The following is a 15,158-nucleotide window of genomic DNA, read 5'->3' on the forward strand; positions in this document are numbered from 1 at the left end:
AGGTCACCCACGTGTTCCTCACCCGTCCGCCACTCCCTCCCCTCGCGGAGAGGGCGTTCGACTTGCATGTGTTAGGCACGCCGCCAGCGTTCGTCCTGAGCCAGGATCAAACTCGCCATCCAGAAAATCTATCTGAAAGTCTCCTCACCTGGAGACTCTCATTGGCATTCTGGTAAAGGCTAGCCGCCTGTAAACCCAGGTTTCCGGTCGTCACTCAACTCAAAGCCTTATCACTCTTCAGTTGTTCAGGTGCACCTGGCACTACGGCCATGTGATCCAGTGAGCACCCGGGGCAGGTTTGGTATTGTTTCTGCGTTCCCGAGTGCAGTGGAGATGATAGCACTGTTTGGCGCGGCTGTCAAGGGGGTGAGGCGAGGAATTTGGGAAAAAATCAGAAGGTCATCCCCTGCTGGGTAAGCACGCTGCCTGCGAAAGCCAGAGCCTGCTCAGGATACCTGCTGGGAGCGGGGGAGGCCGTAGCTCCTGCCGAGCGCGGCGGAAGTTTCCTGCTGCTTGAGACTTATCCCAGCTCATGCATCGCATAGACCCAGAGGGGAAGGTGATGCTCTCGCCCCGCGCTTTCTGAATCCTGCCGTTGCTCACCCTGATAGCTATGGAGAAACTGGTGCAATTGCCGACTATGTTGGCGATCAAGCACATAGCGCCGTCCAGCGATTTCAACGATCAATCCTTCGCGGCTGGTTCGAAAGATGAGCGATCCCAGCACCAGACTATCGCGCTCCATACCGCTCTGCTTGTTCCTCCTCCTCGTCGTTCTCTCTATTGGTCCGCCGCTCGGGCGAGGCGGGCTTGCTAGTGGACGGGCAAGAGTCTCCCACTATGGACATCGTAGATGAATCCAACAATCTCACTTTCTTTCAGCAGGAAAGGAGAAGAGCGGAGCAGGGCGATGTCATCGCGCACTGACTGCTCCAGATCCTTAAATGGCAGAAAGTCGATCGCCGAGGCGTCCACGCCGAACTGCTCTCGCAGGCGCCGTTGCAGATCAGCGTTCTCGAAGGTGAGCATGCCACAGTCGGTGTGGTGAATGACCATGATGGTCCTGGTCCCTAGTAGCTGCTGAGAGATGATGAGTGAGCGCAGGGCCTCCGCCGTGCGTCCCCCAGCGTTGCGAATGACATGGGCATCGCCTTCCTCTAATCCCAGGATACGCGCCGGATCAATTCGCGCATCCATACAGGTGACAATCGCTAACTTTTTAGCCGGCGGCAGCGGCAGCTCCCCTTTCTGAAAGGTGGCAGCATAACGCTCGTTGACCGCTAGCAGCTCCTCGATAAGCGACATGGCCACCTCCTCTAGTGACTATTGTTGACTTAGTTGATCTACTAAAATAACTTGGTCTGAGTATAGACCGGCGAGAGGCGACTGTCAAGAGACAGATCCAAAAGGAGGATAAAGGAGGTCAATGGCGCACGCTTGGCGTAGCTGGCCATTGACCTCTTTTTCAGTCAGGCTCTGACTGGCTGCTTTCGAGCGGTGGTGTGAAGGGCGGAGACGATCGCTGGCGATCGCGCGGGGGCTGTCCATCCTGCTCAAGATAGTAGCTGACTACCAGGGCAGCTCCCACTCCCAAGGGGATCAGGCCCGGCAGCAGCCAGGGGCCGAGATGAAAAGGGGCTGCTCTCAGAGTTGGTGGAAGCATGAAACCCAGGGGATAGAGACCAAAGGTTAAGGCTAGCCCGACCATCATAGTAATCAGTCCCGCTCGCAAAGTTCGCCGGTTGTGGCTACGCCTCTGCAGGCTCTCCAGGTCTAGACCGCGGGCAATCAGCGCCATGCGCTCTCGATGGTCAAGGTAGCGTAGCAGGACGATAAAGCCACAAAAGATGACCAGGGCCAGGAGCCAGCCCAAAAGGGCCGCCAGGACATTCGATGACATGCATCCGACCTCGTTACTGTTGCCTCGCGTGTATAATATATAAGATAAGTCGGTTGAGAAAGGTTCCTGCACTACGAATTTGTTTCGTTCCTGGCCGAGCTTCGCTCTCCAGTCGTACCAGGCTTGATGCACAACCTATGAACGAGGATCTGCTGCATTCCGCTCGCAGCCTGAATCTCCCCCTCTCCGGCGCTGCTCGCGCTCGCCTGGAGCAGGATGACGCTCAGCTCGTCAGAGCCAGTCAGCATGGGGACCGCGAGGCTTTCGCTTTGCTCGTCCAGCGCTACCAGCGACGCGTCTTTAATATGATTCTGCGCATGCTGCAGGACTACGAGGAGGCTTGCGAGATTACACAGGAGGCTTTCCTGGCCGCCTGGCAGGGTCTACCAACCTTTCGCGGCGAGGCCCGTTTCCCTACCTGGCTCTATCGCATCGCCTATAATTGTTGCCTGCGCCAGCTTGAACAGCGCAGACGCGATAAGGCTCTCCAGAACGCCATGCAGGAACAGCAGCTCCTGGATGAAGCCGGCGGCCAACGATGCCAGGCCGAGTCTACCCTCGAAGCTCGTGATCGCCAGGCTCTGGTCCGTGAACAACTGGAGGCGTTACCCACAAAGTACCGCATTGTTCTGGTACTGCGACACCTGCAGGAAATGACCTATGAGGAGATGGCGGAGATTCTGATGATGCCGATTGGTACCATTAAAACTCACCTCTTCCGGGCCCGCAATCTGCTCAAGGAGCGTCTACAGGCCCAGCGCCAGGCAGATTCCCAGAAAGCGGAGGTGACGAATGCGCTGCAGTGAGGCTGTCTCCCAGCTCCAGCTCTATCTCGATGGGCGCTTGCCTGGTGAGCGCTTGCAGGCGCTGGAGCGCCATCTGGCGCGCTGCGCCCGCTGCCGTGCTGAGCTAGAGTTGCTTGAGGAGGTAGTGCACCACCTAGAGAGCCTTCAGCTGATCACCGAGCCAGAGGATCTCTCCCTGCGTATTATGGAGCGTGTCGCTCGAACTCCCCAGCAGCAGCCCGCCTCGATCTTGGCCCAGTTGCGTCCTTCCCCGGGCGAGTTGCTGGCCGCCGCTCTGCTGGCAACGGTTGCCTCCCTGGGCAGCCTGTTGACTCAGCCAGCTGTCCTTCGCCTCCTTCCCCTGGAGGGTGGTCCACTGTTCGGCCTTCTGGCCTCCGCTACCCACCTGTTGCAAACGATGGATGCGACGACCCTGATGCTGATCTGCTGGATAATGGGCACGTTGATCGGCATCTGCATCACGCTGCTGGTAGCCGGGGAGGAAATGCGTTCACGCTGGCTGCGGGCCGTCTGGGAGCGCTTGCCTGTCCTGCACTAAGCTACACTGCAGCGCATCCAGTTGCCCGGCAGATCCAGAGGCCACTGGCTTCTCTCTCCCTCTTTTCCACCAGCGAAGGTAATGGATCACCCGAGGTCAGCGCGGCTTTAGCGAGGTGTGTGCCTCCCGCTTCTGAGCTTGGACGCTCACTTGCCACCTGGCTTGGATCGTTGCAGCGCCCGTCCTGATTGCGTTGCTGCGGGTGGCTCTTCCTGATCTTCCTACGCAGCGCGCCGGTCGCAATATGCCGTCTCGATCGCGCTGCCTGGCCCGGCTCTGTTAGCCAGCCCTTTCTCTTACACAGCGCAAGAAGAAAAGAGGCACTGGTTTTTCCACCAGTGCCTCGACAGGTCGGGGCGAGAGGATTTGAACCTCCGACCACCACAACCCCATTGTGGTGCGCTACCGGGCTGCGCTACGCCCCGCCTTTGACAACTGCAGTATAGCAGAATGGCTTTTCCTTTGTCAAGCCCTGGTCCGCTCGCCCGGTAGTGCCTCCTCGCTCAGGGCCGATGGCGCTGTCCGGTCAGGCATCGAGCGCCTGGACTGTAATGGCCTCGCGCCCGAGCAGTTCCTCAAGTTTTGCATGCAGCTCTGGCGAATAATGCATCGTGTTATCGCGTGGACGCAGGCGCACACGCCAATGGCCATTCTCGATGATCAGTTCGTAGCGGTCGCGTCCGGGCCGCTCCTGGATGTAGCGGTAGAGATCCTGCAGTTTGATGAGGTCGTCAGAGATAGCACGCTCGCTCTCGCCGCCGGTGCGGAAGCGCAGGCAGACCTGATGACGGCGGCGGTTCAGCTCCTCCTCGGCAGCCTGCAACGGTTCGATCTCATCGCAGATCAGCGTCGGCTCATCGCGACGCATCTGCACCTTTCCCCGCACCAGGACGACTGCCTCCTCAACCCAGCGATCAGCGGTGCGTTCGTAGACACGCGGGAAGACCGTGACCTCGACCGTCCCTGTCAGGTCCTCTAGCTTCGCCACGCACATGGTCTCGCCCTTCTTAGTGGTAATACGCCGTGCCTCCAGAATGGTGCCGCCGAGCGTCACTTCCTGGTTCTCCAATTCTTCGCTGAGCTGGCCAGTCGTATGGGTGGTGCGCTTGCTCAGCAGATCGCTGATATAGGCGAGGGGATGGCGGGAGATGTAGGCGCCCAGCAATTCCTTCTCCCAGTTGAGCAACTGCTTTCGCGGGATCTCGGGTGTGTCAGGATTGAGGCGGAAGGCGAAGCTTTGCTCGACGCTCAGGCTTTCGCCAAAGAGGCTGATCAATCCCTTTTCACGAGCGGTGCGCTCGCTCTTGCCGATCTGCATGGCCCGCTCGACGGCTTCCAGAAGCTGATGACGCTTACCATCGCCCAGGCTATCCATCGCGCCGGCTTTGATCAGTGTTTCGATCACGGCGCGGGTCACCGTACGCGGGTCGACGCGAATGCAGAAGTCGGCCAGATCGCGGAAGGGGCCACCCTCGGCACGGGCCTTCAAGATTTCTTCGATGGGGCCTTCACCGATACCTTTGATCGCCAGCAGGCCAAAGCGGACACCGCCGTTTTCGACGGTAAAACCCTTCTGGCTGGCATTGACATCCGGTCCCCAGACAGGGACGCCGAGGCGCTTGCATTCGGCCACGGCATTGGCGATCTTCTTGGCATCGGCTGCCTCCGTTGTCATGGTGGCCGCCATAAACTCAGCGGGATAGTTGGCCTTGAGATAGGCGGTATAGTAGGCTACGACGGCGTAGCTGGCGGCGTGGGCTTTGTTGAAACCGTAGCCACCGAAGGGCAGGATCAGCTCAAAGAGCTGCTCGGCCACCTCGCGCTTCATGCCATTCTTGAGACAGCCCTCGATGAAGTCACCTTTGTAGCTCTCGACCTCGTCCATCTTCTTCTTGCTGAGGGCTTTGCGGAATTTATTGACTTTGCCCCATGAGAAGCCAGCCAGATGGACGGCGATCTGCAACACCTGGTCCTGATAGACAATCACTCCGTAGGACTCTTCCAGCCACTCCTTGAGGCGCGGATCAAGGTAGCTGACCTGTTTCTTGCCATGCTTGGCGGCGATAAAGTCCGGGATGCTGTCCATTGGCCCGGGACGATAGAGGGCCACCATGGCGGTGATGTCTTCGATGCAGGTCGGCTTGAGCTGCTTGATGTATTCGCGCATCTTGGCACCCTCAAGCTGGAAGATGCCAGTGGTCTCGCCTTCGGCGAGCAAGGCGAAGGCGCGGGCACGCTTCTCGTTCAGCTCACGGCTGCGCTCGTCGCTCTCGGGTAGCGGATCAAGCGGCAGCTGCTCCAGGATAATCTCCTCGCCGCGCGATTGCTTGATGAACTTGAGGGTGTTGTCGAGTATGGTCAGGTTAGAGAGGCCCAGGAAGTCGAATTTGATCAGGCCCAGCTCCTCTAGATGGGCCTGCTCGTATTGGGTCTTCCAGCCCTGCGAGAGATCTTTCGGGTTAATGGCCTGCAACGGTACAAAGTGTTCCAGTGGCTCGTTGGCGATGATAACGCCAGCAGCATGGACACCGGTGCCGCGGACCGAGCCTTCGAGGGCCATCGCCTGATCGATCAGCTCGCGCGCCGTCGGACTCTGGTCGTAGAGGGCGCGCAGTTCGCGAACGCTGTCAACGGCACTGCGCAATGTGACCTTGGGTCCTGTCGGGATCAGACGTGCAATGCGGTCACCCAGCTCCTGCTGCCCCATGACGCGCGCTACGTCACGCACCGAGTTTTTGGCGGCCATGGTCATGAAGGTGACCATCTGGGCAACGCACTCGTGTCCATACTTGCGCGCTACATAGTCGATGACCTCTGCACGCCGGTCATCGGGAAAGTCCATATCAATATCGGGCATATCCGAGCGCTCAGGGTTCAGGAAGCGCTCGAAGAGCAACTGGTAGCGCAGCGGATCAACATTCGTGATGCCGAGCACGTAGGCCAGAAGGCTGCCCGCTGCCGAGCCACGCGCCGAACAACGAATGCCGTGCTGGCGCGCGTAGTTCACGAAGTCCCATTCGATGAGGAAATAAGGAACAAAGCCTTTCTGTACAATCAGGTTGAACTCATAGTCAAGTTGCTGCTTGATGCGCTCAGTCATCTCGCCGAAGCGCTCTTTGACCCCCTCCAGGCAGAGATGATAGAGGTAGGCTTCCTGCGAGGGAAACTCAGGGGGAATGGTATAGGCGGGCAGCGAGGCTTTATAGGCCAGCGGATCAACTTCGCAGGATTCGGCGAGGCGCACCGTATTCAGCAATGCTTCCGGCAGGTCAGGGAAGAGCCGCAGCATCTCCTCGGGACTGCGTAAGTAGAATTCATGGCTTTCGAATTTGAAGCGCCGCGGATCGCTGAGCTGGCTCTGAGTCTGGACACAAAGGAGTACCTCGTGGGTATGAGCATCTTCCGCAGTGACATAGTGCAGGTCGTTGGTGGCGATCAGGGGCACACCCAGCTCCCGATGCAGCTCGTAGAGGCGCTTATTGACGATCTCCTGCTCGGGATAGCCACTATGCTCCTGGATCTCGAAATAAAAGTTCTCCGGGCCAAAGACATCTTGGTACCAGCGAATGATCTTGCGCGCCTCATCGATCTTGTCATGGATCAAGAGCTGCGGAATCTCGCCCCCCAGACAGGAGGAGGTGGCAATCAGCCCCTCGCCATACTGCTCCAGACAGCGGCGGTCGATGCGCGGCTTGTTAAGGTGCACCCCCTCGGTGTTGGCAATGGTCGTCAGCTTCATTAAATTGCGATAGCCTGTATAGTTCTTCGCTAAAAGCAATAAATGGTTATAGTCCTCTTTATAGCGTTTGGTGCGATCATGAAGATCTTCAGTCAGATAGGCTTCGACACCGATAACAGGATGAATACCTTCATTTTTGCAGGCTTTATAGAACTCGATGGCCCCGTACATGACGCCGTGATCGGTAATGGCCAGATGCTTCATGCCTAGCTCTTTTGTACGCTTGACCAGGGCGTTGATGCGGCTGAGGCCATCAAGTAGGGAGTACTCCGTATGAACATGCAGATGGGCAAAGTCAGGAGCCATGACTGAATATCTGCCTCCGCCGTAAGAATTTCCAGTACTTCAGGATAGAAGGCGCCATCTGCGCTGTCAATGTGACCATCGGCCTATGACCTGCGTCCCGCCTGCACCTGTTGCGGGAGTAATTCCTCCCCCGCCCTCTACTTGCTGCCTGCCGACTACGGTCTTGTCCCCTTGACATAGCAAGCATTCGCTATTACACTTTACCTTGTAACCGGTTACGATACCGGTATCGTAACCGGTAACGTATAGAAGGCGACAGCATAGCAGAGGCTGCATGCAAGACGCAGTGAGGCAGGAGCATGAGCACGCGCATGACGATCAGCGATATCGCCCGCCTGGCTGGTGTCTCCAAGGCCACGGTCTCGCGGGTGCTCAATCACAAGCCGGACGTTGATCCGGTGACGCGCGAGCGCATCTTGCGCATCATGGAAGAACACAATTTTGTGCCGAGCGTGGCCGCCTCGGGCCTAGCCGCTGGCAAGGGCCACCTGATCGGCGTCCTGGTGCCGGCCCTTACCTGGCCGCTGATCCCTGACATCATGCGGGGCATCGCCGAGGTCGTTGAGGAGACCAGCTATGAGCTGGTGCTCTACAGCATCAAGACCAGCAACCATGAGCGTGACCGCAGTGATGTCATTAACCGCATTCTGGCGAATCGCTTGATCGCCGGGCTGCTGGCGATTTTCCCGGGTCAGTCAGCACGTTACCTGCCTGCACTGCAGCGGCAGGGCCTGCCTGTGGTTTTGCTCGATGATCAGGGCCTGCCGCCCGAGCAGCTTCCGTGGATCACGGCGGATAATCGCGCCGGCGCCTATGCGGCAACACGTCACCTGCTTGAGCTAGGGCATCGGCGCATTGCTCATATCCAGGGGCCGCTCAAGTATCAGGTTTCACGCGAGCGTTTCCAGGGATATTGCGATGCTCTCCAGGACTACGGCATCCCTCTGGACCCGTCGCTGATCCTGCAAGGCGATTTTATGCCCCCAGGAGGCCGGGCCTGCGCCTGCCAGTTCTTTGCGATGCCGGAGCGTAGCCGCCCAACGGCGATCTTTGCTGCCAGCGATCTGACAGCCTACGGCGTCATGGGAGCAGCCGAGGAGTTTGGCCTGCGTATTCCCGAAGATGTCTCGCTGGTTGGCTTCGATGACATCTCCTCATCTGGCCATATGCGCCCGCCTTTGACAACCGTGCGCCAGCCGCTCACAGAGATGGGCCGGTGCGCACTAGAGCTGCTGTTATCCCTGTTAGAGACCCCTGATCGCCCTGGTGCTGCGCGGCTGTGCCCTTCGCCGCTGTTGGCACGTTTCGCCGGCTCGTCGCAGCTGCAATCGCAGACAGCGATGACCGCTACGATTGAGAGCGCAGAACCGGTGCGCCTCCGCCTGGCGACGACGCTGGTGGTGCGGGCTACAACGGCTCCTCCTCCTTGCTATGCCCGCCTGTAGCCACAGCGATGTCTTGGCGATCTCGCTACTGGCGCAGCAGCCAGATCAAGCGGACCAGGATACCGGCGCCTCTCTCCCGTTGAGGCCAGGATCAGGGCAGACTTTCTTGCCCCAGGCGCTCAGAATGTAACAGAGACCGGCGAACTCTTCGTTGAACATCTCCACGAGGGCACGGCGATAGAGGTCGTCAAATTCAGCCGGTGTGGTAACTCCCGCTTCCAGGAGGAAGGGGCGGATCAGCAACAGCTCGACTTCATAGCCGCGACAGAGGGCTTCATGGGCTTCGCTGCCAGCGGAGAAGTCCAGGACATAGGCCCGCTGCTGAATCTGGTAACAGCCGGCGTCGCGCAGGAGGGAAGCAAGCCGCGGCAGGATGCCGAGATGATGGCTGGGCGGCGAGAAACTGCGCCCCGTGCGTTGAAAGGCACGCCTGGTCAACTCCTGGAGCTGCGTAAAGGCCGCGCCGTTGCTTAGCGGTCGCTCAAATTCGGTGAGCCGCAGGATGCCCCCAGGTCGACAGACACGTAAAGCCTCATGCACGACTCGCGGCCAGGTGGCAGGCGTGAGGAGGCCTGTCAGGTCACGGGCATTGACGAGGTCAAAGCTGTCGCCGGGCAACGGGAATGGCTCTAGGAGATCCATGACCTCAAAGCATGCGTTCCTCAGCCCCTGAACCTGGGCCTGGGCCCGCGCATACTGGATGAGTGTCTCGCTGATGTCTATGCCCGTGACTCGCGCCCACGGATAGCACTGGGCCGTTTCCAGTACCCAGCCCCCAGGTCCACACGCCAGATCCAGCATGCTTTCTAAGCGCCGGCCCTCGACTCCTTCCGGCAGAACTCCCCCCATGACCTCATTGACCAGCCTGTCACGCAACATGAGGCGCGCCGTCTCTGCTGCGTTCTCCGCATCCAGTACGTAGCCGCAGCCTCTCAGGATGTGATTCTGGGAAGCCACCATGAAATGTACTCCTTCATTCACCTCAAACGCCAGTCCTACGGGGTAGGATTGATATCTGCCCCGACTTCACGAGAAAATAGTCTTTTTCTTAAAGCAGAGTTTTACTGCATAGTAGTATAAGCTGAAAGGTTATTCTGCATCAAGATATTGTACTGCAAGATAGCAGTTATCGGTCACCGAGACTCTGCCGATTCTGGTCTGTAGAAAGCATAGCAGGCTCCCCCTCCATAGCCTTGCCAGGGATTACCCGAAAGTGCTACAATGAGACTGTTCCATTCAATGGAAACAGCAATCTGTCCCCTGGACGGGACGAAGTGTGGGTAGAAGCACCGTGACCGACTACCATATTGAGGTACGGGCAACCTCGCCGCAGTATGACATTCCGGCCCAACAGCTTGCCCGTGAGCTGTCTTTTCTCTCGCGTGCCAGGCTGCCCGCACTGGCCGCCCTCGGTGAGAGTCTCCCTCCCCTTTTTCTCCGCACTGCTCAGCTCTATTCTCTCAGTGGAGCTTGCTCGCCGGAGGATATTACACGCCTCGCCCGCGAGCTGCTGACTGATCCTGTCACTCAGACCTTCTCTTTGTTGCCCTCTACCGGGCGCTCTTCCTCTGGGGCTACTGGTCATATCATAGACGTATTTTTTCTTCCAGGTGTCACTGATACCCTGGCGGAGAGCGTCTTACTTGCCGCTTCGTTACTTGGAATCGCCGGCCTGGAACGAGTTGCTACGGGCCGGCGTTATTTTCTGGATGAGCGCCTGAGCCGGCAGGAGGTGCAAGCCATTGCTGAGGCTCTACTCTATAACCCGGTGATCCAGTTCTATCGCTTGTCGCCGGCAGAGGGCGAGCGAGCTGCTGGCAGTTCCGGATGTTCAGCGCCTCGTTGGTCATTAGCTGGTCCTGCTCCCTCCCCTTCCTCCTCTCCCCTCGTTGCTCGCCTGGCCCTCGCTGACATGAACGTTGAAGAACTGAGCAGTTTGAGCAGAGAGAGAATGCTGGCGCTAACAGTGGAGGAGATGCAGGCGATCCAGGACTATTTCCGCCGGCAGGGGCGCGCTCCGACCGATGTGGAGCTGGAGACGCTGGCGCAGACCTGGTCGGAGCATTGTTCTCATAAGACGTTTAAGGCCACGGTTGTTTATCGTGAGCTGACTTCCGCTGGGGAGACCGCGGTCGAGGAGACAATTCCTGGCTTGCTGCGCTCTTTCATCATGCAGGCGACCAGTGAACTGGCTCGCCCCTGGGTGGTCTCAGCTTTCAGCGATAATGCGGGGCTGGTGCAGTTTACGGATGGCTACGATCTGGCTTTCAAGGTGGAGACGCATAATCATCCGTCGGCGATTGAGCCGTTCGGTGGGGCCAATACGGGGGTCGGCGGCGTGATCCGCGATGTGTTGGGGGTTTCGGCTCGCCCTATCGCCTGTACTGATGTGCTCTGCTTCGGGCCGCCCGATACGCCGGTGGAGGAGCTCCCCCCGGGTGTGTTGGCGCCGCGGCGCGTGGCTTCGGGGGTGGTGAACGGGGTGCGCGACTACGGCAATAAGATGGGCATTCCGACGGTCAACGGGGCGGTGCTCTACCACCGCGAGTATCTGTGCAATCCGCTGGTCTTCTGTGGCTGTCTGGGCTTGCTGCCTCACGGGAGTCATCCCCGGCACGTGGAGCCAGGCGATCTGGTGGTGGTCCTCGGTGGTCGTACAGGACGCGATGGGATTCACGGTGCAACCTTCTCTTCGGGCGAGATGAGTAGCGAGACGCAGGCGGTGGCTGGTAGTGCGGTGCAGATCGGGGCGCCGATTACGGAGAAGAAGGTGACCGATGTGGTTCTGCAGGCCCGTGAGCGCCGTCTCTATCATGCCATCACCGATTGCGGGGCGGGTGGCTTCTCGTCAGCGATCGGTGAGATGGGGGCCCAGACAGGGGTGCGGGTGGACCTGGCACGGGCACCGTTGAAGTATCAGGGGCTGGCTCCCTGGGAGGTCTGGCTCTCGGAGGCGCAGGAGCGCATGGTGCTGGCTGTGCCGCCGGCCTGCCTCGATGAGCTGCTGGCGTTGTGCGCGCTGGAGGAGGTGGAGGCAACGGTCCTGGGCGAGTTTACTGCCGATGGACGGCTGACGGTGACCTGGGGAGAGGAGGTGGTGGCCAACCTGGAGATGGCTTTCTTGCACGAGGGCCGTCCTCAGCGCACACTGGAAGCTGTTTGGCAACAGCGCCCGCTGACGGTCGGATCGGCGACAGCCTCTCCGGAGGCTTTGCCCGATGCGGCTGATGCTCTGTTGACGCTGCTGCGCCACCCGACGATTGGCTCGAAAGAGGGCGTGGTGCGACGCTACGACCATGAAGTGCAGGGGGCAACAGTGCGCAAGCCACTGGTGGGACGCGCCGGCAATGGTCCCGGCGATGGGGCGGTCTTGCAGCCGCTGCTAGAGGACCTGAGCATGCCGCGCGCCGGGGTGGTGCTGACGAATGGGATTAATCCACTGTACGGCAAGATCGATCCTTATCATATGGCCCTCAATGCGGTGGATGAGGCTCTGCGCAATCTGACGGCCCTGGGCGGCGATATCGAGCGGGCGGCGCTGCTGGACAACTTCTGCTGGGGCAATCCTGCTGATCCTGAGCAGCTGGGGATGCTGGTGCGGGCAGTGCGCGGCTGCTATGATGCTGCTGTGGGCTTTGGCACTCCCTTCATTTCTGGCAAGGATAGCCTGAATAATGAGTATCGCTTTGGAGAGCGCCGTCTGCCGGTGATCCCCACGCTGCTGATTTCAGCGCTGGGAGTGATTGAGGATGCCTCTCGTACGGTCGACATGGCCCTGAAGGCGGCGGGCAATCTGCTTTATGTGGTAGGTCTGACAGGCAATGAGCTGGCGGCCTCCCATTATGCCGAGGTGGTGGGCACGGAGCTGTTGCCAATAACGGCCCTGCCACAGGTGAAGCTTGAGCAGGCGCGAACGACGATGAAGGTCCTCGGGGAGGCCATTCGCCGCGGCTTGGTGCAGTCCTGTCACGATCTTTCGGAAGGAGGACTGGCAGTAGCGGCAGCGGAGATGGCCCTAGCTGGCCTGCTCGGCCTGAGTCTCGATCTGACACGTCAGCCGGCGACCGGTTTGGAGGAGCTGGCCGAGGGATTCCGTCCTGCCGCGCTGCTCTTTAGTGAAAGTCCGTCGCGCTTCCTGGTTGAGGTGGCTCCCGGCCAGCGCGAGGCCTTTGAGGCCCATATGCGAGCTGGGGGAGTGATAGCGCTGGCGGCTCTCGGCCATGTGACAGCCAGCGGGCGTTTTGTGATCAAACACGGGGCGGAGACGCTGATCGATCTTTCGATCGCTGAGCTGCAGGCTGCCTGGAAGGGAGAGTTGCCATGAGCGTTGTGCCGCGCGCTTTGGTGCTGCGAGCGCCGGGCATTAACTGTGAACGCGAGACGGCTTACGCCTGTCGCCTGGCCGGCTTCGAGACGGAGCTGGTCCATATCAATGCGCTGCTGCGCGAGCCAGAGCGCTTGCTGAGCTACCATTTCCTGGTATTGCCCGGTGGCTTCTCATATGGCGATGATCTGGGAGCCGGGACGTTACTGGCCAGGAATCTGACGGTGCATTTGGGGTGGCAGTTGCAGCGCTTTGTGGAGGAAGGCCGCCCGCTGCTTGGCATCTGCAATGGTTTTCAGGTGCTGGTGCGCGCCGGCTTGCTGCCACATACTGACTGGAGGAATCTCCGCCAGACGGCCAGCTTGACCTTCAATAGTTCGGGACGCTTTGAATGCCGCTGGATCTCGCTGGTGACGGAAAGTAACCGCTGTATCTTTACGCGTGGCATTTATCGCCCGCTGGAGCTGCCTGTCGCGCATGGCGAGGGGCGCTTCGTGGTAGCCAGCGCAGAGCAGCTAGAGGAGCTGCGCCAGCACGAGCAGATTGCGCTCCTCTACGATGGCGCTGGCTATCCGGCTAACCCTAACGGTTCCCAGGCGAACGTGGCCGGCGTCTGCAATCCGGCGGGGAATGTGCTGGGCCTGATGCCCCATCCCGAGCGCTATGTGCGCGCGCTGCAGCATCCACAGCAGCGCAGCCCAGCTGATGGTCTCTTGCTTTTCCAGAATGCCTTTGCCTACGTCTGTCAGCTGCTGGGCATAGAGCCGCCAGTGGTTCCTGCCGAAGACAGTGAAGGTAGCGCTGAGAACAGCAGGCGGCGCATCTGGACGGCGCGCCTGGATAGTGAGGGTGAGGACCGCAGGCAGCCTGGACGCCTGCGCCCGTCTGCGACGATGTCAGCTTCAACGAGCGGAGAGCGGGGACGCACCGCAGCGGTGGCCGCCGTCAGACGTGAGCCGGCGCCAACCTCTCTCTCGTATGCAACAAGTGGGGTCAATATTGAGGCGGGTGAACATGCCGTTGAGCTGATGAAGGCAGCGGTGCGCGCTACTCATAGTCCCTCCGTGCTGGCCGGTGTGGGAGCCTTTGCGGCTGCCTTGCGGGCCGAAGCCCTGAAGGAGATGCGCGAGCCAGTGCTCGTGGCTACCACCGATGGCGTGGGCACGAAAACCTTGCTGGCGGTCCAGATGGACCGCTTTTCGACGATTGGCTACGATCTGGTCAACCACTGCGTCAATGATTTGCTGACCCAGGGAGCAAAGCCGCTCTTCTTCATGGACTATCTGGCTACGGGCCGGCTTGATCCTGAGCAGGCGGCGACAATTGTGGCGAGCGTGGCCCGGGCCTGTCAAGAGGTCGATTGCGCCCTGCTGGGAGGCGAGACCGCTGAGATGCGCGATGTGTATGTGCCCGGTAGCTTTGATCTGGCTGGGACACTGGTCGGAGTGGTCGAGGCGACGGAGCGCATCGATCCGGCGACGATTCGCGCCGGCGACGTCCTGCTCGGACTGCCTTCCAGCGGCCTGCATACGAATGGCTATTCGCTGGCGCGGCGCGTCTTTGCCGCTTATCCCCTGGAAACAGTCTTTCCTGAGCTGGGGGAGCCGCTGGGCGAGGCTCTGCTGCGTCCCCACCGCTGCTATCTGCCGGAGATTATGCGTCTGCGCGTCGGGCTGGGCCCAGCCCTGAAGGGCCTGGCGCATATTACTGGCGGCGGTTTCCAGGGCAACGTCGTACGCATTCTGCCACCAGGTACGCAGGCGGTCATCGAGACCGCGGCCTGGACAGTCCCCCCCCTCTTTACGCTGATCGCTCGCCTGGGCCAGATCAGCGCTGCCGAGATGTACCGTACCTTCAATATGGGCATCGGCATGGTGCTGGTGGTCGCCGAGGACCAGGCGGACCAGGCCCTGCGCCTGGTGCCAGAGCTGGCGCCAATCGGCGCAATTCGTGAGGGCGAGGGGGTTGTTCTAACCGGAGAGGCGTCTTCCTGAGAGCAGGACGTTCGCCTGATCAGGAAGATTCAACTACTGCTAGCATCAAGAGCACAAGATAGAGAAAGAGAGGAGCAGGTACTAGCATGAGTGCAGGGAATGAGGA

At 59.9% G+C, this 15,158-nt stretch carries 10 protein-coding genes, 1 tRNA gene and 1 rRNA gene; 5 read left to right on the forward strand and 7 right to left on the reverse strand.

What is annotated here, in order from left to right; genetic code table 11:
• The 4 genes from KTAU_RS15060 to KTAU_RS15075 form a co-directional block, all read right to left on the reverse strand.
• Positions 1 to 122, reverse strand: a 16S ribosomal RNA gene (locus KTAU_RS15060); the annotation flags it as partial.
• 398 nt (positions 123 to 520) lie between these two features.
• The gene (locus KTAU_RS15065; RefSeq protein WP_151729167.1) at positions 521 to 745 is read right to left on the reverse strand and encodes a hypothetical protein; all 225 of its coding nucleotides are present in this window, start codon (positions 743 to 745) and stop codon (positions 521 to 523) included.
• 68 nt (positions 746 to 813) lie between these two features.
• Complete coding sequence (locus tag KTAU_RS15070) at positions 814 to 1,305, reverse strand: beta-class carbonic anhydrase (RefSeq protein ID WP_151729168.1); 492 nt, start codon at positions 1,303 to 1,305, stop codon at positions 814 to 816.
• Positions 1,306 to 1,465: 160 nt separating this feature from the next.
• The gene (locus KTAU_RS15075) at positions 1,466 to 1,900 is read right to left on the reverse strand and encodes a DUF6249 domain-containing protein (RefSeq protein WP_151729169.1); all 435 of its coding nucleotides are present in this window, start codon (positions 1,898 to 1,900) and stop codon (positions 1,466 to 1,468) included.
• A gap of 137 nt (positions 1,901 to 2,037) precedes the next feature.
• Here KTAU_RS15075 and KTAU_RS15080 point away from each other — a divergent pair, with 137 nt between their 5' ends.
• Complete coding sequence (locus tag KTAU_RS15080) at positions 2,038 to 2,706, forward strand: RNA polymerase sigma factor (RefSeq protein WP_170293327.1); 669 nt, start codon at positions 2,038 to 2,040, stop codon at positions 2,704 to 2,706.
• Entirely contained in the window at positions 2,693 to 3,244 is a 552-nt protein-coding gene (locus KTAU_RS15085) for an anti-sigma factor family protein (protein ID WP_151729171.1), read from the forward strand. The genes KTAU_RS15080 and KTAU_RS15085 overlap by 14 nt, the downstream gene beginning before the upstream one ends.
• A gap of 351 nt (positions 3,245 to 3,595) precedes the next feature.
• On the opposite strand, the gene KTAU_RS15090 is transcribed toward KTAU_RS15085, so the two are convergent.
• Both KTAU_RS15090 and KTAU_RS15095 read right to left on the reverse strand, forming a co-directional pair.
• Positions 3,596 to 3,669: transfer RNA gene (locus KTAU_RS15090), tRNA-Pro, on the reverse strand.
• A 101-nt stretch (positions 3,670 to 3,770) separates the two neighbouring features.
• Entirely contained in the window at positions 3,771 to 7,289 is a 3,519-nt protein-coding gene (locus KTAU_RS15095; RefSeq protein WP_151729172.1) for a DNA polymerase III subunit alpha, read from the reverse strand.
• Between the two features lie 299 nt (positions 7,290 to 7,588).
• Here KTAU_RS15095 and KTAU_RS15100 point away from each other — a divergent pair, with 299 nt between their 5' ends.
• A complete protein-coding gene (locus KTAU_RS15100; RefSeq protein ID WP_151729173.1) occupies positions 7,589 to 8,734 on the forward strand; it encodes a LacI family DNA-binding transcriptional regulator in 1,146 nt (381 codons plus the stop codon).
• A 45-nt stretch (positions 8,735 to 8,779) separates the two neighbouring features.
• Here KTAU_RS15100 and KTAU_RS15105 read toward each other — a convergent pair whose 3' ends face one another.
• Complete coding sequence (locus KTAU_RS15105) at positions 8,780 to 9,694, reverse strand: class I SAM-dependent methyltransferase (protein ID WP_151729174.1); 915 nt, start codon at positions 9,692 to 9,694, stop codon at positions 8,780 to 8,782.
• Positions 9,695 to 10,010: 316 nt separating this feature from the next.
• Between KTAU_RS15105 and purL the strand changes: the two genes are divergently transcribed.
• Together purL and purM are read left to right on the forward strand one after the other, a co-directional pair.
• Positions 10,011 to 13,058: a phosphoribosylformylglycinamidine synthase subunit PurL gene (gene purL, locus KTAU_RS15110; protein WP_228026489.1), complete on the forward strand. Its 3,048-nt coding sequence runs from the start codon at positions 10,011 to 10,013 to the stop codon at positions 13,056 to 13,058.
• Entirely contained in the window at positions 13,055 to 15,052 is a 1,998-nt protein-coding gene (gene purM, locus KTAU_RS21815) for a phosphoribosylformylglycinamidine cyclo-ligase (RefSeq protein WP_151729175.1), read from the forward strand. Before purL ends, purM begins: the two co-directional genes overlap by 4 nt.
• Positions 15,053 to 15,158 lie beyond the last annotated feature (106 nt).

The organism is Thermogemmatispora aurantia, assembly GCF_008974285.1.
In the GTDB taxonomy this organism is placed as follows: domain Bacteria; phylum Chloroflexota; class Ktedonobacteria; order Ktedonobacterales; family Ktedonobacteraceae; genus Thermogemmatispora; species Thermogemmatispora aurantia.